Here is an 18,232-nt window from a genome sequence, read left to right as displayed (position 1 = left end):
AAACGGCCTATTTTTCGATCACAATTGAAGTTAGCGAATGATTCCAATCTACAGGGATACTGACTTGACGTTTTTTCTTGTTGAACTCGATTATTCCCGGTTCGACAACTTTGCCATCGACCATGATTTTGGCAGGCATTTTCTCGACACCATGAACAACCAGATTTACCTTTCGAGTTTCGGGCATTCCGCGATAGCCCTGGGTTTCACGCTCGAATGAAAAATCCAGCTTTCCCTCCTGATGATACGCTGTAAAATGAAGAAGTTCGAATTCGCCGTTTTTTAATGAGTTAAAGCTTTCGCCATCGTCTTCAAACATTTTTCCCTGACTTGTGTTTACCGACTTGTCGGCAAAATAATGCAGGTAAAGTCTTTTGCTTGAGTAATCTTTGGTACTTTGAACCGCATCGACCATAGGAACAAAAGCCCCGGCCTTAACCAAAACCGGAATTTGTTCGATGGAAACAGGAATATCAACTTTGCGTCCACCTTCGATCTTCTGTTCACTCCAAAAATTAAACCAGACACCTTCCGGCAGATTGACCGATTTTTTATCCAGTCCGGGATTGACTATCGGGGCGATTAAAAATGCATCACCCCATAAATAGCTTGAAATGTTATTAAAATAGTTATCGCTTGTTTCATCCAGAAAAGATAGCGGACGCATCAATGGTAAACCCGAGGTCGCATTGTCATAAACCATTGTGTAGAGATAGGGCAACAGTTGATAACGTAACTTGATATAATCTCGCACAATATCCCGAGTTTCTTTATCGTGAAAAATGGGTTCCGGCGCTATATGCTCCTGAGCATGGGGACGAAAAACGGGTTGAAAAACGCCATACTCAAGCCAGCGAATATAAAGCTCTTTATCAAAAGCCTCTCCTCCGGCAAAACCGCCCAGATCGGAATGATTGTAAGCCATTCCAAGCATTCCCATCTGTAGACTCAATTCAACCTGAGGCTTCAAACCTCCCCAGCTTCGATTCACATCACCTGTCCAGGGTATCATCCCGTAACGCTGCGAACCGGCAAATCCCGAACGCATCATAATAAATGGACGGACTTCAGGATCTAGTTTGCGCTGATTCTCAAAAACCATTTTGGCCCACTGGTGTCCATAAGCATTGTGTAGCTCATCGCCTCTTGCAATTATGTTTAACCTGGAAAGATGGTGAAGAATATCGTCGGGGTGTACTTCCGGCTCCCCCAGGTCCCCCCATGTTCCTGCAATCCCTTGCTTGAATAAACTTTCATACTTTTGCCAAAACCATTGCTGGGATTGTCCATCGAAAACATCAACTAGCCCGGTATTGCCAAAATAAAAATCGAAACGATAAGGTTCACCTTCTTCGTTTTTCGCCAACACCTGGTTTTCAACCGCTTCCTGCCAGCGTTTTGAGCTGGATAAAACAAAGGGTTCCGTAATTGGAATTGTTTTGACGCCTTTTTCCTTTAATTCCGCAATCATTTTTTCCGGCTCAGGGAACGCTTCTTTATCCCAGTCAAGATTTCCCATGTGACCTTTGATATCCGGTCCAAACCAATAAAGATCGAGAATTAATACATCAAGAGGGATATCCATAGCGATAAAGCGTTCGATAGTTTCAAGCACTTCTTTCTGGTTCCGATAACCAAATCGAGACGCATAATTTCCCAGCGCCCAACGGGGCGGCATAGGTTGTCTTCCCGAAACGTGAGTATAATTTCTGATTAGCTCTGGATAGCTGTTTGCCAATGTAAACAGATAAGCCGCTCGTCCACCTTTGGCTTCAAATACGAGACTGTCTCTTTTAGTTTTCCCCATATCCAGAAAACCGGACGCAGCGTTGTCGAAAGTAATCATGTACTTTTTGTCGGAAATAATCGCAGGAAGACTGAAATACATTTGCTCTGAATGAGTTTCATAACCGTAGTGGGCGCGATTATAAAGAGGTATACGATATCCTCGACGGTTCATGCCCTGCTCACTCTGCCCGAGTACACGCTGTCCACCGCCAATCAACTTTTCATCTGCAACCAAACTAAATTCAAACCCGATTTTTTCCTGCTCTTTTATCACAGACATTTGCTGACTTAATAGCTCACCGCCCCGGTAAAAACTAATCACTCCATCGGCAAATCGGTATTTCACTGTGATTTCTTCAGTTTTAAAAGTCAGTGATTCCTGCTCTATCCGATAATTTGCACGAACGTTTTGACTCGACTCTTTTTTAGCAAAAGAAGGGAATCCTTTAAAGTCCAGCTCAGGATAATTAACTTCGATGGTGTAGCTATCCGGTGCGCTAAAAACAACCGTTTGCCCCGCGTGCTTTAAGGTGAGCTGATTCCTCTGCTGATCAAAGCTAACGCCAGGCGTTTCAACGACGAGTCCGCTGCACGCGCTTAATATCAATAAAGTCGCTAAAAGGCCGACTAACCGAAAAACCTTATCCATTAAAATTTAATCTCCACTACCAGAGAACTTTTAGCTTTAACCTTAATCGGTTGATTGAGCTTAACTTTCACTTTGCTCAAAACATTAGTACCGCTATTTATTTTGGACAGTGCTTTTGATAAAACCGAAGCATAGTCTTCACTATAAACTTCTATCGGCTGCTCATTTTTATTGAGGACTACCATCACGATCTCGTTTTGATAATATCGAAAATAGGTATAGACACCATTTTCAGGGGCAAAATGGGTAAGCTTACCCAATGTGATCGCTTTTGACTGTTTGCGCCAGTTCAAAAGATTTTTGATAAATGCCTGAAACTCTGACTGCTCTTTGGTCAGATTTTCACCGCTAAAGGCATTAACACTGTCACCATCCCATCCACCGGGAAAATCGCTACGGATTACACCGTGGGCATCGGTACCCGGATTCGACATCAATATTTCGCTACCGTAAAAAAACTGTGGTATTCCACGCGTCGTCAGAATAAAAGTCATCGCCATTTTAGTCAGCTCGACGTCGTGTCCCAATTGAGTGTGTATTCGACTCATATCGTGATTGTCGGCAAATACCATAATGTCCATCGGTGCAGGATAAACAAAATCAGAAGCCAGACTTCCATAGAGGCGACGTAGTCCATCTTTCCATGATTCATTTTCAGTCAGCGCTTTTACTAGGGCGTCCTGCAGTGGAAAGTCCATCACCGAAGTAAGACTCGATTGATAATCGTCATGACGCCGCGTACCCTTTTGCCAGTAGGCGATTAGTGATGGATTCAAACTCCACTCCTCACCAACAATTGAAAGATGAGGATACTCACTTAAAATCGCACCAGTGAAGTCGCTGAGGAAATTCTTATCGGAATAAGGAAAGGTATCGATTCTCAATCCTGATAAGTCAGCGTATTCCACCCACCAGATAGCATTTTGTATCAGATATCGGCTTACCAGCGGGTTAACCTGATTCAAATCAGGCATGGTCGGAACAAACCAGCCTCTGACAAACTTTTCTTTATCTTCAATTGCGGCATGGGGATCGTGCAAGGCTTCACGCCTGTGATTAGTCGGCTTAAATTCCTTGCCGTAGTTAACCCAGTCATTAGCAGGCAGATTTTTCATCCAGGAATGATTTAAGCCAATATGATTGGGTACCAGATCTTTGATTAAACCAATTCCTTTTTGTTTCGCTTTTTTAGCCAAAGCGAGATAGTCGTCTATAGAACCAAAACGGGGATCGACTTTATAGAGATCGGTAATACCGTATCCGTGATATGAATAGTCGGCACGGTTGTTTTCCAATACAGGATTTACCCAAAGCTTGGTAAACCCCATGTCTTTGATATAGTCAAGATGTTGAATGATTCCCAGAATATCACCGCCGTGCCGCGCTCCGGGATTACTCCTTTCAATCTTTTCATCAATAGTATCAATGGTATCGTTGGTTACATCACCATTGGCAAAACGATCCGGTGTAACCAGATAAATGACATCTCGCGCGCTAAATCCCTGACGTCGCTCACTCTCATCTTTTCGCGCCTTTAGTTCGTATTCGATCCATTGCTTCTGACTTCCATCTGTCAACTCTATTTTGTAGAGACCCGGAGGCGTATCTTTCAGTTCGAGGTTGAGAAAAAAATAGTCAGGATTGTCCGTTTTTTCGGTCGAAACCAGCTTAATCCTGTTGGAAAGTATTTCAGGATTAAATCGGGAGACATTTTTCCCGCTCAGCATTAATTGCACGTTGGAGGCTTTCATTGCCGACCACCAGAAAGGCGGCTCAACTTTGATGACATTATTTGATTGCGATTCGGCTGCGGCGCTCAGGCTAAAAAGCAATACCCAAAGCCAGATATTTGGTATAACAAGGCCTTCTACGAACAGGCGTTTTAAATAATGTTGATTTCGATTCATTTAGATCCAGCTTTGCTTGTTATTTTGATTATTTTTCGTTCTCGAATTAAATCATAAGCATCTTTTGAAAATTTGGGTATGCAATGCATACGTATTCAAAAGTTAATATTAGCAGCTAACAGAATTATTGAAGACTATCCAGAAAACTCTCATGCGTAGGCATTGCTTCAACCGTACGTCCGATAAGGGTTTTCAAGCTTGATAACAAATCTTTTAGTTGTTGTTCGCTCAATGTATCCGCCATGGGATGATAGTCTTCCGGTATTGCCCCCTGACCGATTAACACCTGCTTCCATGCGACTTCGGTAAAGAGTTCGTCCTGGGTTCGAAATACCTTGCCGGTTGATTTAAACAAAGCCATCCGTTGCGACAAGCTTTCCGGTACATCCATTCGGTGACACTGCCGCCAAAAATCGGAATCGTTTCTTTCGGTTTGTTTATAATGGAGTATCACAAAATCACGAATACGCTCATATTCAGACTGCGTTTGTTGGTTATATTCAGTTACTTCACTCTCTGTAATCCCGTTATGAGGAAATAGCTTTAACAAGCGAATCGCAGCGGTCTGGATCAAGTGAATATTGGTCGATTCCAACGGTTCAAAAAATCCGGCCGATAGTCCGATAGCGATTACATTGCGATTCCATTGTTTACGTCGCTTTCCGGTTCGATAAGGGATCACTTTGGGATCAGTAAGCGTTTGTCCCTCAATATTAGCGAGCAATTTTTCAATCGCCTGCTCGTCACTTAAATGCATATCCGAAAAAACCAATCCGTTGCCAGTACGGTGTTGCAAGGGGATTTGCCATTGCCAACCCGCTTCGTGAGCAATAGAACGAGTATAGGGACTAAGAAATTTACCATTTTCGCTTTGAACGGCGACTGCGCGATTACATGGCAACCAGTGTGACCAATCATCAAACCCGGTATTCAATGTTTGTTCAATTAGTAGCGATTTTAATCCGGTACAATCGATAAAAAGATCACCTGCAATCGTTTCGCCGCTATCGACCTGGATCGAATCGACGAAGCCATCTTCAGAATTAAGATTAACTTTTTCGACAATGCCATCGATTAGCTCTACTCCCGACGACCTGGAATATTCGCTTAAAAATTTTGCATACAGAGAGGCATCAAAATGATAGGCGTACTGTATTCCCGGAAGGTTGGTTCCCTTAATTCCAGCGATCGCCTGAAATTTATTCTGCTTCGCGGCCTGGAAATTCAGAGAAAAATCCCAGAAATCCGATTGCATCCCCATCCGTCGAGTCTTGACCCAAAAATGATGAAACTCACAAAAAGGAAAATTTTTCCCGATATCGCCAAAAGCGTGCATATAGCTATCGCCCATGCGTCCCCAATTCTCAAACTGAATCCCGAGTTTAATTGTCGCCTGAGTCGCACGGATAAATTCTTTTTCATTGATACCTAACGCATTATTAAAGGCAATGATCGGCGGAATAGTTGCTTCACCAACCCCGATAGTTCCTATTTTACTGGACTCTATCAGAGTGATATCAATGACTTTACCCAGAACTTTGGCGAGTAACGATGCCGTTATCCAGCCGGCCGTTCCGCCGCCAACAATGACCACTTTTTTAATCGCTTGACTGCGCATTGACCGTTCCTCTCAATTTCCAAAGATCTAAAGTTTTCGAATAATTCTTTCCCCAAAAGAAAACTTAAAATTTCAGGTAAAAAAAAGCCCTTGTAATACGTGATTGCAAGGGCTAAATGGGATAGAAAATATTCTATTGTATTTTGTAGCTAAAGCCTAACAGGTAAGTGCTCCCGTATTCCTGATAGTCTCTAACTTGCAGTGAATTGTCACCGCTGAGAGATTTGAATGGTTCATCGTTGATATTCAAACCTTGCAGATATATAGACAAGCCATCTAAAGATCGAATGCCTGCTTCGCCGAAATCAAAACCGATTTGAGCATCCCAAATAGTTTCACCAACAATAGCTACCTGATCAGTGTTGAATCCAAGACCATAAACGTCGCCACTAAAATCATCACGTTTTCGCATACTGGCACGGAAAGAAAAGCCATTTTTTTCATAGTAGCCAGTGAATGACTGGATCTTTTCTGACAAGCCAGGGATCATAAATTCATTGCCATTTTGATCCACCATGTCAAGGTCAATGATTGTGTGACTAGCTAAAATTCCGAATCCATCAAGACTGTCATCGATAACCCCAAGCGATAAAGCAAGCGAAAGTTCGAGACCTTTCAAGGTTCCATCACCACCGTTAACTTCACCATAACGAGTTCCCGCGGAATTGGAAGAAGGCGGCACTTCTCCGGTTGCAGGGTCGGCGACACCTGTCATATCAATTGCGTAACTTCCAGGGAAGATCCAGCTATCCAGACTTTTATGAAAGTACGCGGCAGAGAAGTAACTATCATCAGTAAAATAGTTGTCGTAGGTTAAATCAAACCCGGTTGCCTCTATTGGCTCGAGCGAAGTATTGCCACCACTAACAGACCAGTAGTTGCCATTAGCATCAGGAGTATTGTTGTAAGTCGTTTGAACAGAAGCATTCATCTGATCCATACGCGGGCGGGAAATTGTTTTCGCTGCACCGAAACGAACTTTTTGCCTCTCATCCAAATGCAATGCAAGATTCAAACTCGGCAGAATATTGGTATAGTCATGCTCTTCCGAGTTAGGAACTGTTTCAACTATACCGTCAACAACTGCACCAGAATAACCGTTTGAAGTTTGTTTTGTTCTTACGTACCGCACACCAACATCACCAGTTAACATCATATCAGCGACTTCAGTATCAATTTGTGCAGAAATAAACGCAGAAGTAACTTCCTCCGCTACCTGATAAGACTTAGTCAGGTGCTGAATTCCGGTTAATGCTTCGTCTAAAAGGTTATATCCACCATCATTAAGAAATGCGAGTGAGTTATAGGCAATCATATTGCCCATTCCAATAAAATCTAGATTAGCGCTTCCTAGACGATACTGCTCAGGAACAACCACTGTACCTGGATTATCCAATGAGAAATCAGCAAGCGTTAGATAATACCCTCTAGAATATTTGTTCTTTTCACGGTCACGGTAAGACACGCCATAAGTTACTTTTGAGAAAAGTTCGTTGTTCAATTCCTGGGTTGCAGCAAACTTTAAAGCGGTCAGTTCGTCATCAATGCTAGGCGCATTCAAGAAACCATCTTGAGCAGTATTCTCCCATTCGGTTCCGCCAAGGCCATATTGCTCATTGAGCGCAGAACTCCAACCCCAGGTTAAAGGACCACCAAGCTGAATCAAATTGAAATCGCTATAGTCCAGTCCATGAGAAAAAGTCGCACCCGTATTACCGCCGTTGAAAACATAGCCAATATTGTCAGCGACACCATTAGAGTCGCCGCGGCCTGTTCCTGCATAACTTTCAAAGCTGAACACATCACGTTCTACTTTAGAATAGCTCGCATCAAACTCTAACATCAAAGAGTTACTTGCCGCCCACTCCAGATTTACACCGAAAGAGTTTAAATCTGCTTCACGAGTTTCGTAATCATTACGGACGACAACCCTTTGCCCTTGAGTCAAAGCTTCAGTAACAAAGCCAGTCGCAGAATCTACAGCAAGCCCACTAACACTTCCTTGTCCCCAGGCAAATGGAATTTCAATCCCACGAAGAATTTTTTCATCTTTAAAATCGACATTAAGTAAATCTACAGTCAGGTGGAGATCGTCATTAGGTGCGTACTCAACTACTGCCATCAACGACTCGCGCTCTAGCATGGATGAACGAACAAATGGCTTTGCGCCACCCAATACGGAATAGTCAGTGCCGTCAACATTAAAAGTCGGATAACCCCAGGTCGCCCAACGTTTTTCCTGATTAGGAGAATTTTTATTTGCATAGGCTACAGCAAGCCCTAAAGTATCATTCGCAAATTTGTCCATATAAAATAATGAACCGCTCATGCCCCTGTCATCACCGTCCGGATTTAATTTATCGAGACTGGTTTGCTCATAAAGACCATTTATCTGAAATTTATTTTTCCCATAAGCAGAAAGAGGACGAATGGTTTGCAAATCAATTGAGCCAGCAATTCCTTCGGCATCCAGAGTCGCATTCGGCGTTTTATAAACAGTTACACCTGACATAATTTCAGATGGATATAAATCAAATTCGACGCCACGATTATCGCTAATAGAAACCTGCTCGCGACCATTTAATGTTGTACCACTGTGATTTTCACCAAACCCTCGAATAGCAACACGACTTGCTCGGCCGTCAAGTCGCTGAGCAGCGATACCCGGCATTCTGGCAATTGACTCTGCTATTGAAGAGTCAGGTAGTTTGCCAATATCTTCCGCAGAAATCGCTTCAACGATTGATGAAGAGTTTCTCTTAACGGCTTGAGACCGAATCAAACTTCCACGAATACCAGTAATTGTCAGGACTTGCTCTTCCTGACTCTCTTGTGTAACTTCTTCGGCTTTGACCTCTTCCTCCTCTGCTTCCTGATAAGCGAGAGCCGGAGTAGCGAGCGCAATCATTCCACTGGACAATATAGCGAGTGTCAGCTTGCTGGGCTTAAATTTGTTCATTGAGGGCTTCCTCCCCTTGGAGTTAAATCGTCAGTTGTTAGTTGTATTTTTTATAGTTCAGCACTTTGTTTTTGAATTTAAGTCAACTCGTTAATCCGCTCTAACAAAGAAACACCGGCTCACTGTGACTAGAAATATTTTTGTGCGAGCAAATAATAATCACGTTTTACCCAACGACTCAATCTTATGCATACGTATTCATAAACAAGCTCTAATGAAATCAATAAGTTACATTGCATTTTTTATGTTATGCAAAATGCAAACATAATATGTAATTGGAATTATCGGTTAACTTTCAATCCATGCAGGCTTTTAAAGAAGCAATAGAGGAAGATTGAATTATATCCAACAACTAATTTTTTGACTTAGCGCAATATAAAAAAACTCGTATGCTTTATTGTCTTATCTAACAAGTCGTTACTGTTTTACTGGCGAAATTGACTCCCCTAATTGACGAGCCCTTTCTATGAACGAGAATGATGATATTAAAAAGGATATTCAAAAGAAGTTTATCGGTTATTTTATTGGTCTGATAATATTTATTATTGCTGTTATTTTAATACTTCTTTCAACTGGGAGAGGGGTCTGGGCATAACAGGCACTAAAACATCGAACCATGATGGAGCCTTTATAGGATACCGAACCTAGCACCAGGTTTGCTAAGCTTTTAACCTCGCCCAATCTACTTTAGCTATCCTGCTGTTAAGTCTCTTTTCAAATCAACTTCCCTTTAATATTTAACCATTCAAGCATACAACCACAAACTCTGTTTTTTTGTTCGGTAAATTCAAACAGTCTGGATCCCCATCTGCTTACCTAGATGGCAACCGGCCCTAAAAACTGATTTGAATTTATTTCTTCAACACAGCTTGACAAATCCAGAGAACAAAATGTAACCTGACTGTTACATTAGTAACACCAAGAGGTTCTTTCGATGAATTATCTCAACCGTGCGAAGCTACATCTATTTTGTTTGACTATTTTGACACTACTATTGAGCTTTATCAGCCTGAATACTTTAGCTAACGAACAAATCTCAGAGAAAAAAATTACTCGGATAGAAAAATACATCAATCAGTCTATGAGTAAACTGGAACTTCCCGGACTCGCGGTTGGTATTATCGAGGATGGTTCTACTAAACTTCTTAAAGGTTATGGCATCAGGAATAGCGAGGGTGCACCAATGACCGAGGACACTAGTATAGAGTTGGGTTCGGTTTCAAAATCTTTCACTGCATTAGCCGTAATGTTACTTGCGGAGCAAGGAAAATTTGATATCGACAAACCGGTTATAGATTATATTCCCTGGTTTCAAACTCAAAACAAATCGATGTCCGATAAAATTGTATTACGTCACTTGCTTACTCATCGCAGCGGCTTTTCCAGTCGTGAAGGCAACCTGACCTTGTTAAATCAGGATAACTCATATGATGCCTACAGGAATACCGTTCAACAGCTAACCAACATCGCTTTAATCTTTGAACCCGGAACCGAATTTCAGTACTCAAATATTAACTACGAAATTCTCGGTTATTTACTGGAACTAGCTACTGGAAAACGCTATGAAGATGCGATCGAAGATATCATTTTCAAACCTTTATCAATGACTGACAGTTTCGTATTGGCACCAAAAAATTCTACTACTAAAGTAGCTCAAGGCTTTCAATTTAATTTTGGTCACATAGAACCTTCCATTGTGAAACAAGGCCGTGTGACTCTTGCCCAAGGCCGTCTTAAAGTTTCTGCCAGAGACATGCTGACCTATCTTGAACAATATATGTCAGGCAACGATAGTTTCATCTCTGCCGCCACCAAAGAAGCAATGTTTGCGCTACCTGCGAATAACCAGCAATGGGGCTACGGTATGGGGTTATACGTTAGCCAAAAGTCGGACCACCGACTCATCTTTCACATGGGACGCTCATTTGGCTATGAGACGGTTATGTTGTTTTCGCCCGAAAAAAGATTCGCTATGGTGGCTTTGGCGAATGCCCATTCTGGCTTTGGTAATAAAAATGTTGGAGCACTATTGAGAGGGATTGGTGATATTGTTCTGAATAAACCTCCAGCTGAAATTGACTCGCCGATGGTTGAGAAAATACTATTTTATAGCATGTTTTTGCTGCCGCTCTTCATTTTGTTTTTTGCTGGTAACTTTATTCGCAAATACCGTCAGGGATTTCATCCGCTTGCGAACTCAAGTTCGAAAAAAATTGCAGTATTAACTCGACTTGTCATTCCCGGTACCGTTCTGCTCGGCCTGGCTTATCTGGTACTTGTTTTTCTACCCGGAATTTATCACATGCCCTTGTCGGTAGTAGCCCTATCAGAACCAACCCTGTATGCTGGAATGCTTCTCTGCGCTTCTGTGGCCATACTCTGGTTTGTGATTCGAAGTATTTTAATTCTGAAGCCGGCTAGAATGGGTTAAAAACTTTACTTATGGCTATAAAAAAGCTCGATGCCATAACAGCATCGAGCTTTTTTAATATATTAACTATCTAATGTTTCAAAATTATAGCTAAATTTAGTCATCCTTATCTTCATCTTTATCCTCATTGTCTTTGCTATCTTGGGTCGCAGAATTAACAACTCTCTTGGTACCTTCACCAATAGTCTTAACCGCATCACGAGTACCATGACCGATCTCCCGGGTAACATCACGCGTGGTATGCCCAATTGTCCTTCCGGCTTCTTTAAGTTCGGCACACGAAGCCATTAGACCCGGAATAAAAAAAATCAGCGATAATTTGAATAATTTAGATAATTTCATAACCTGCTACCCGTTTGAATAAGTAATATTAGACTCAATAATATAAAAACTCTATTCCTCTGTCCAAACATTGATTCCAATTGTAGAAATAGCTATATAGGCTTTGATGAGAAATCAGACTTGCTCGAAAATCACATCATACGAGGTAAATTTGCGAATATTTATTACTCCGCTATCAAATATAAGATACTGGCCTTTTATCCCTTTAAGAATGCCTTCTACAACAGGATTTTTATCAAAGTTATGTGATTTTATTTTCTCCGGAAACTCCAGTACTGGATAGTTGATTTCGGTTACATCCTGCTCAACAGCTTCAATTGAATCGGCTCCAAACTCGGAAATGATATTCTCAAGTTTTAAACGGAGTTGCTCTCGAAGTGACTCTGCATCTGCGAGCAGATCACGCGGCTCTGCATTGCCCTTTAATAAAGCCCGCCAATTAGTTTTGTCAGCTATCAAATCTTTAAATACAGTTTCAACAAAACCTGACTGTTGCCGAGTACTAACTTTAAATATTATCGTCGCCTGAGTTGCTCCCTGATCTATCCATCGAGTAGGAATTTGAGTGTGTCGTGTAATACCAACCTTCAGACCTGAAGTATTCGATAAATAGACATAATGAGGAACAAAACAGTTTGCCTCTCCCCACTCAGGCTCCCGGCAGGTTCCTTCATGAAAGTGGCAGGTTTCAGGCTTCATAATACACATATCACACTGTGCAAGAGACTTCATACAAGGATAACAATAACCTTGAGAGAAGCTTTTCCTGGTTGCTCGGCCACAATGTTTACAATTGATATTTCCAGTGTAAGTCAGGCGAACAGCTTTGCCTATTTTTTCATTAAGAGGGACTTCAGTCTGCCCTAGCGGCAAGAAGTAATTCACTTGTTCTGCGAGCTCCGCACGCATTTTTGACAGAGGACCTTGCATAAATTTTATCCAGCTATTGATAATATAGCCGCTCATTCTAGCCTTTTACATCGTTTGAAGAAAGAACCAGGTCTTCACAAATCGATTCAGATTATGTTCATCAATATCTGACTACACTAGCTCCATTATCGACCAGTTAAACAGGAAAACCTTCAATGTTACATAAATTTGTCGTACCAATCGCTCTATCTATGCTGTTCTTGTTACCTCAAAAGGCCCTGTCTCATGATAGACATGATGATCTTGCTAAGGGAGAGGTCGGTCTGTTTTATTCTTACGAGTCTAATGGTGAGGATTACATCTATGGCATTGGCACTGGCCTGACGCTATTTTCTGACAGCTCAAGCGGATTCGCAGGACAACTGCTAACAACATTCAATCAAGCCGAAGTTACCGCTACCGACGGTTATATCGAAGATTATTTTGCGTGGGAAGGAATCGTTCGATTAGGATTTTTCTCCAATATTTCCGTGTACGGTGAAGTTGGGATCGACCTAACTGAAGCATTGTTTCATGACTTTAGATATGATGATGATGACTATTATGATCATCACCATCATAATGATGATATTGACGCATTTGCCGGTGTAGGCGCAGGTATAAGACTAGGAAAATTTCAATTAACCGCATTTTCTCGCTTGAGGGAAATTGACAGCCGCTATTGGGAAGCCGAAAAAGAACACTTCACCGGACTTCAATTTAGCGTAAACTTCTAACTTTAAAGCACCTGGAGCGAACTTTCTCTGCTATTCTTGTGTCTCTAGTTTACATACCCGTTAAATAAAGGATTAGGATTGCAAGTTCGCTCATTAAGTAAATTAACAAAGTTAGTCACTCTATGCTTGATAGGCAGCATGCTATTGGCTTGCAACTCAGCGCCCGACTTACATCAGGATATTGTAACCAGGCAAACCTATGTACCTCCAGTCTGGCTGGATGCAGCCCCTTTTGGTCCTGAGCCCGAGATTATTGAAGTACAAGACCTTTTTAAACTATCAGCCGAGCAACTTGAAGACTTCAAACAATTTTCACAAAGGCCTGAGCAACTCAATGAGCCTCCCAATGAAGTCATTGCTAATTATCTGAAAGGGCATTTAGTAAATTTCAACTATTATTCGGATACACTTCGGGCAAAAGATTCTTTAATTCAACAACAGGGAAACTGTCTTTCCCTGGCAATAATAACAAAGGCCCTTGCAAACCTTAATAAAGTTGATATTCAGTACCAACTTGTCGAAACCGATCCCATTTATCAGAAAGAAGGAAATGTTATTGTCAGTTCGCAGCATGTAAGAACAAAGCTCTTACTTCCCAGGCAGGCAAATGATGCGAACAGTTATATCATTTTTCGCGGCGGTACCATTGTCGACTACTTTCCACAAAGAGGTAGTCATCTATTAAGAAGTGTTAGCGAAAATGAATTCTTTGGTATGTACTACCGAAACAAAGGAGCCGAAGCAATTCTTAAGAAAGACTACAACAAAGCCTATTGGCTGGCTCGAAAAACACTCTCCCTCTATCCAACCGACCCGCACGGCTTAAACTTGATTGCCCTGACCTATTATCACAAGGGACTTTTCGAAAAAGCTGAAGCCATTTATCAGGAAGGAATCGCTAAAAATGATGATAAACTGGATTTGCTCAGTAACTATTATTACTTACTGAAAAAGCTGGGCAAAAATGAAACAGCCAAAACAATTCACGCACAAATTATTCAATATGATAATCAAAATCCGTTTCGCTGGATTAGCCTGGCCAACAACGCATTCAATGAAAAAAACTATCCTTTAGCTAAAAGCTATTATCGAAAAGCGAGAGATCTTGCCCCTTATCTGCATGAAGCTTATGCCGGAATTGCGCAAAGTGATATTCAGATGGGAAATATGAAATCTGCAGAAAAAGCACTGGAAAAGGCGCTCGAAAAGGCGCATAGACGCACTAAAAAAGAGCTATATCAGAAAAAACTTGAACTATTGTCAGATTTGCTTACCAGGAACTACAAAGAATAAATGGTCGGTTAAAGTTGATTGCATCTCAGGATTGGGGTAAATATTACCCCTTTTGTTTAATAGCAGTAACAATTTGATTCAAGCTGTATTAGTTTTAAAATATACTCACTGTAAACTCGGATTGTTTCAGCATAGCAATACTCAAGACCGATAAGGTTGTCAGGTATCGAACAAAGCGCAGGATTATCGGTTTATGCCTATTAGCTGGTTAAAGAAAGTAACGTCTATCATCGGTTTGGTGATGCTGGTTGCTGCTTGTACCGATGGAACGCCGCCGCCCCAGATTGAAGCTAAACCCTACGCATATACTGCACCAAAATACACCGGAGATGGCTGGCAGGTAGGCCATCTGGCAGACTTTAATATCAACCAGCAAGCTATATTGGACTTAGTTTCTCGTATTTCGAGAGGAACTCATCCCGGTATAGATTCACTCACCATTGTAAAAAATAATACTCTGTTGCTTCACGAAAACTTCAGAACGGAATTCAGCGAATATGATTCCTGGGTTAACAATACTGACTTAAATTTGCATGTCATGCACTCAACCAGTAAAAGCATTGTTTCAGCATTGGTAGGAATTGCCAAGCAACAAGGTTTTATCGGTAATATCCAAACGCCTTTGCTGCAGTTTTTTGACTATCCAGAATATGAAAACTGGGATCCTGGAAAAAATGATATTACTCTTGAAAATACACTTACCATGCAGTTGGGCCTTGAGTGGGATGAATGGAATTTCCCTTATGAAGATACCAGAAACAGTCTACACGCTATAGTCTACAATCACTCCGATTATATTAAAGCCATGCTCGATCTCCCTATGACGTCAAAGCCTGGTGAGGTTTACGCATATAATACAATAGCCTCTATCGCACTGGGAGCTGTCATTGAAAGAGCCACCGGCTATCAATTGGAAGACTTTGCAGAGCAGTTTTTATTTGAGCCGCTACAAATCTCAGAAGCCCATTGGCTGGAAACCCCGGACGGCTTCGCTAATACCGGAAGTGGACTATTTCTTAAAACTCGTGATATGGCTAAATTTGGACAACTCTTTCTAGATGGCGGAGTCTGGAATGGTCTACAGATTATAGAACGAGACTGGATCGATAGATCGCTAGAGAAAAGCGTTACTCTGGATTGGAGTTATACCTCCGGATACGGTTATCAATGGTGGCTAGGCGAGTTTTTAGTCAACGAGCAGGTCATCCCGTTTTATTCAACTCGCGGATTTGGGGGACAATTTATTATTGTCGTACCTGGCTATGATCTAGTGTTAGCCTTTACTGCACACAATTATGATAACGGATTATACGACTCTCCTTTTTCTCTCACTGAAAAGTACATATTGCCTGCAATTACTCAATAGATATCTCACGCTTATATATTAAGCTTTTCAAACCGGACTGACAGATTCACCAAACACTTCTCCTAGTATGCACTTTTCGGTAGAAATTATTTGAAGTCTCAACTAACTATTTGAATAAATCAGTTTTTCCATAACTTTCAGTTAGTTAGCCCAATAAGTATTTGCATCAGAATGCTATAACTCGAATAATTTAACGACTTGATGTTTTCACAATAAATAACAAAGCCCAAATACTATGATTTATCCTACAGACGACCTACGAATTGAGAAAATTAAAGAGCTATTACCGCCAATAGCTTTGATGGAAAAATATCCTTTAAATTCAGCTGCGGAAAAGACCGTCGTTGAGGGTCGAAATGCTGTCAGTCAAATTCTGCGCGGTGAAAGTCAAAAGTTGCTGGTTATTGTCGGCCCTTGCTCAATACACGATCCTGAAGCTGCTCTGGTCTATGCGAGAAAACTCAGCGAGGTGCGCAAGAAATATCAGAACAACCTGGAAATTGTAATGCGGGTTTATTTTGAGAAACCGCGAACGACGGTAGGCTGGAAAGGCTTAATCAACGATCCTCATCTTAATAACAGCTTTAAAATCAATGAAGGTTTAAGGCTCGCTCGTAAACTGCTGGTCGATATCAACGAACTCGGACTGCCGACGGCCGGAGAGTTTCTCGATATGATCACGCCGCAATATATTGCCGATTTAATGAGCTGGGGAGCGATAGGAGCGAGAACAACCGAATCTCAGGTTCACCGCGAACTAGCTTCCGGCCTGTCTTGTCCGGTCGGGTTTAAAAACGGTACCGATGGCAATATCAAAATTGCCGTTGATGCCATCAGGGCGGCAAGCAGTCCCCATCACTTCCTGTCGGTAACCAAATACGGGCACTCAGCGATTGTCGAAACGGCGGGTAATGAAGATTGCCATATCATCTTACGCGGCGGTAAAGAGCCCAATTACGACTTAGAGAGTATCAATTCTGTTTCAGAACAGTTAGGGGAAGCAAAACTCAACTCCAAAGTCATGGTGGATTTCAGCCATGCCAACAGTCTTAAAGAGTTTAAGCGACAACTTGACGTATGTGAGTCTGTCAGCAAGCAAATCAAAAATGGCAGTCAAAATATTTTTGGCGTCATGATTGAAAGTTTTCTCGAAGAAGGTAATCAATCTCTGGTTGATGGTAAGGCGCCAGTATTTGGACAAAGCATTACCGATGGTTGTATCGGCTGGGAAGACACTGAGCTGGTGCTGGCTAAATTAAATGATGCGATTGAGGAAACAGCTTAACCGATAAGAGACATAAAGTTCAGCGCTGTAAAAGGGCTAATTGTTCACGTTAAATCGTAGTCAAACGCGTCTGTAAATGAGCAATTCTGACCATGGAACGAGTTGGATAGTTGGTAAAAATCCCGTCGATACTCATTGCCATCAGCTCGTCTATATCCGCTTCTTGATCGACCGTATAAACAAAGACTTTCAACCCTCGCTTGTGGGCGTCATCGACAAATGCTTTGTCGACAAAATCGACATCAATATGCACGCTATAAGCGTGTAGTCGTTTGGCAAAACGCGCATAGTCGAGAGGCAATGATGCACACAATGCTCCGGTTCGCCAGGTCTTATCGATCTTCTTTATCTGTTTCAGTAAGTGGTGATTAAACGAAGAAATTATAAACTGTAGTTGGTTAAATCCCAGTTCATCAATTGCGCAGTAAAGTAACTCTAAAGTTGGCTCAACCGTTCGCGTGGATTTGAGTTCTATATTCAAATCGCAACGCCCACCAATTAATTCCAATACTTCCCATAGCGTCGGTATTTTTTGACCTTTTCCGGCATCGAGTTTTTTAAGTTCTTCCAGGGTCATATCGCCGACACGGCCTTGACCATTGGTGGTTTTTTCCAACCAGCGATCATGAATGACAACTAACTCGCCACCGGCCAGATGCACATCAATCTCAATAGCATCTACATGCATTTTCATCGCTGTTTCAATAGCAAGCAGCGTATTTTCCGGTTCGTGACCACTAGCGCCACGATGGGCTATTACCTTCATCGAAATCGCACACTTTGTTGATATACAACTAGTTATAAACCAATTAATTCAATAACGCACGAATATTCTGTGTCAGTGATACCAGTAACCTATCTGGCTGAAAGCCGTTATAAGAAAACTTTTTCTCTGAAACCGATTAGCCAGCAACAAATTACCGGCCAGCGTAACTTGTACGCTGGCTA

Annotated in this window: 12 protein-coding genes; 5 read left to right on the top strand and 7 right to left on the bottom strand. The window is 41.7% G+C overall.

All coding sequences use genetic code 11. The features are described from left to right. Nucleotides 1-7: 7 nt before the first annotated feature. From IYN84_RS15880 to IYN84_RS15865, 4 genes are all read right to left on the bottom strand, one after another. Nucleotides 8-2,437 (bottom strand): TIM-barrel domain-containing protein, encoded by a 2,430-nt coding sequence (locus IYN84_RS15880; RefSeq protein WP_196140239.1) that lies wholly within the window; start codon nt 2,435-2,437, stop codon nt 8-10. Beyond that, a complete protein-coding gene (locus tag IYN84_RS15875; RefSeq protein WP_196140238.1) occupies nt 2,437-4,344 on the bottom strand; it encodes a glycoside hydrolase family 13 protein in 1,908 nt (635 codons plus the stop codon). The genes IYN84_RS15880 and IYN84_RS15875 overlap by 1 nt, the downstream gene beginning before the upstream one ends. A 124-nt stretch (nt 4,345-4,468) precedes the next feature. Further along, nucleotides 4,469-5,962 (bottom strand): tryptophan halogenase family protein, encoded by a 1,494-nt coding sequence (locus IYN84_RS15870; protein ID WP_196140237.1) that lies wholly within the window; start codon nt 5,960-5,962, stop codon nt 4,469-4,471. A 133-nt stretch (nt 5,963-6,095) separates the two neighbouring features. Then, on the bottom strand, nt 6,096-8,921 hold the full coding sequence (locus IYN84_RS15865) for a TonB-dependent receptor (RefSeq protein WP_196140236.1): 2,826 nt from the start codon (nt 8,919-8,921) through the stop codon (nt 6,096-6,098). A gap of 934 nt (nt 8,922-9,855) precedes the next feature. Here IYN84_RS15865 and IYN84_RS15860 point away from each other — a divergent pair. Beyond that, the gene (locus IYN84_RS15860) at nt 9,856-11,352 is read left to right on the top strand and encodes a serine hydrolase (protein ID WP_196140235.1); all 1,497 of its coding nucleotides are present in this window, start codon (nt 9,856-9,858) and stop codon (nt 11,350-11,352) included. A 96-nt stretch (nt 11,353-11,448) separates the two neighbouring features. Here IYN84_RS15860 and IYN84_RS15855 read toward each other — a convergent pair whose 3' ends face one another. Both IYN84_RS15855 and IYN84_RS15850 read right to left on the bottom strand, forming a co-directional pair. After that, nucleotides 11,449-11,694: a hypothetical protein gene (locus IYN84_RS15855; protein ID WP_196140234.1), complete on the bottom strand. Its 246-nt coding sequence runs from the start codon at nt 11,692-11,694 to the stop codon at nt 11,449-11,451. Nucleotides 11,695-11,808: 114 nt separating this feature from the next. Then, nucleotides 11,809-12,660, bottom strand: a complete 852-nt coding sequence (locus IYN84_RS15850; protein WP_246722991.1) for a DUF2797 domain-containing protein — start codon at nt 12,658-12,660, stop codon at nt 11,809-11,811. A gap of 119 nt (nt 12,661-12,779) precedes the next feature. On the opposite strand from IYN84_RS15850, the gene IYN84_RS15845 reads away from it, so the two are divergent. From IYN84_RS15845 to aroG, 4 genes are all read left to right on the top strand, one after another. Next, complete coding sequence (locus tag IYN84_RS15845; RefSeq protein WP_196140233.1) at nt 12,780-13,340, top strand: hypothetical protein; 561 nt, start codon at nt 12,780-12,782, stop codon at nt 13,338-13,340. Between the two features lie 78 nt (nt 13,341-13,418). Continuing rightward, a complete protein-coding gene (locus IYN84_RS15840) occupies nt 13,419-14,633 on the top strand; it encodes a tetratricopeptide repeat protein (protein WP_196140232.1) in 1,215 nt (404 codons plus the stop codon). A gap of 193 nt (nt 14,634-14,826) precedes the next feature. After that, entirely contained in the window at nt 14,827-15,999 is a 1,173-nt protein-coding gene (locus IYN84_RS15835; protein ID WP_196140231.1) for a serine hydrolase, read from the top strand. Between the two features lie 235 nt (nt 16,000-16,234). Then, nucleotides 16,235-17,284: a 3-deoxy-7-phosphoheptulonate synthase AroG gene (gene aroG / locus IYN84_RS15830; RefSeq protein WP_196140230.1), complete on the top strand. Its 1,050-nt coding sequence runs from the start codon at nt 16,235-16,237 to the stop codon at nt 17,282-17,284. Between the two features lie 49 nt (nt 17,285-17,333). Here the strand turns inward: aroG and IYN84_RS15825 are convergent, their stop codons facing one another. Further along, complete coding sequence (locus IYN84_RS15825; RefSeq protein WP_196140229.1) at nt 17,334-18,050, bottom strand: glycerophosphodiester phosphodiesterase family protein; 717 nt, start codon at nt 18,048-18,050, stop codon at nt 17,334-17,336. Nucleotides 18,051-18,232: the final 182 nt, after the last annotated feature.

The organism is Aliikangiella sp. G2MR2-5 (genome assembly GCF_015687155.1).
Taxonomy (GTDB): domain Bacteria; phylum Pseudomonadota; class Gammaproteobacteria; order Enterobacterales; family Kangiellaceae; genus Aliikangiella.
Note: the sequence above shows the minus strand (reverse complement) of the source record. Positions and strands in the feature narration are given on the sequence as shown.

Excerpts from the sequence above, each read along its gene's own strand:
- IYN84_RS15880 (WP_196140239.1), bottom strand. The coding sequence starts at position 2,437 with ATGGATAAGGTTTTTCGGTTAGTCGGCCTTTTAGCGACTTTATTGATA.
- IYN84_RS15875 (WP_196140238.1), bottom strand. The coding sequence starts at position 4,344 with ATGAATCGAAATCAACATTATTTAAAACGCCTGTTCGTAGAAGGCCTT.
- IYN84_RS15870 (WP_196140237.1), bottom strand. The coding sequence starts at position 5,962 with ATGCGCAGTCAAGCGATTAAAAAAGTGGTCATTGTTGGCGGCGGAACG.
- IYN84_RS15865 (WP_196140236.1), bottom strand. The coding sequence starts at position 8,921 with ATGAACAAATTTAAGCCCAGCAAGCTGACACTCGCTATATTGTCCAGT.
- IYN84_RS15860 (WP_196140235.1), top strand. The coding sequence starts at position 9,856 with ATGAATTATCTCAACCGTGCGAAGCTACATCTATTTTGTTTGACTATT.
- IYN84_RS15855 (WP_196140234.1), bottom strand. The coding sequence starts at position 11,694 with ATGAAATTATCTAAATTATTCAAATTATCGCTGATTTTTTTTATTCCG.
- IYN84_RS15850 (WP_246722991.1), bottom strand. The coding sequence starts at position 12,660 with ATGAGCGGCTATATTATCAATAGCTGGATAAAATTTATGCAAGGTCCT.
- IYN84_RS15845 (WP_196140233.1), top strand. The coding sequence starts at position 12,780 with ATGTTACATAAATTTGTCGTACCAATCGCTCTATCTATGCTGTTCTTG.
- IYN84_RS15835 (WP_196140231.1), top strand. The coding sequence starts at position 14,827 with ATGCCTATTAGCTGGTTAAAGAAAGTAACGTCTATCATCGGTTTGGTG.
- aroG (WP_196140230.1), top strand. The coding sequence starts at position 16,235 with ATGATTTATCCTACAGACGACCTACGAATTGAGAAAATTAAAGAGCTA.
- IYN84_RS15825 (WP_196140229.1), bottom strand. The coding sequence starts at position 18,050 with ATGAAGGTAATAGCCCATCGTGGCGCTAGTGGTCACGAACCGGAAAAT.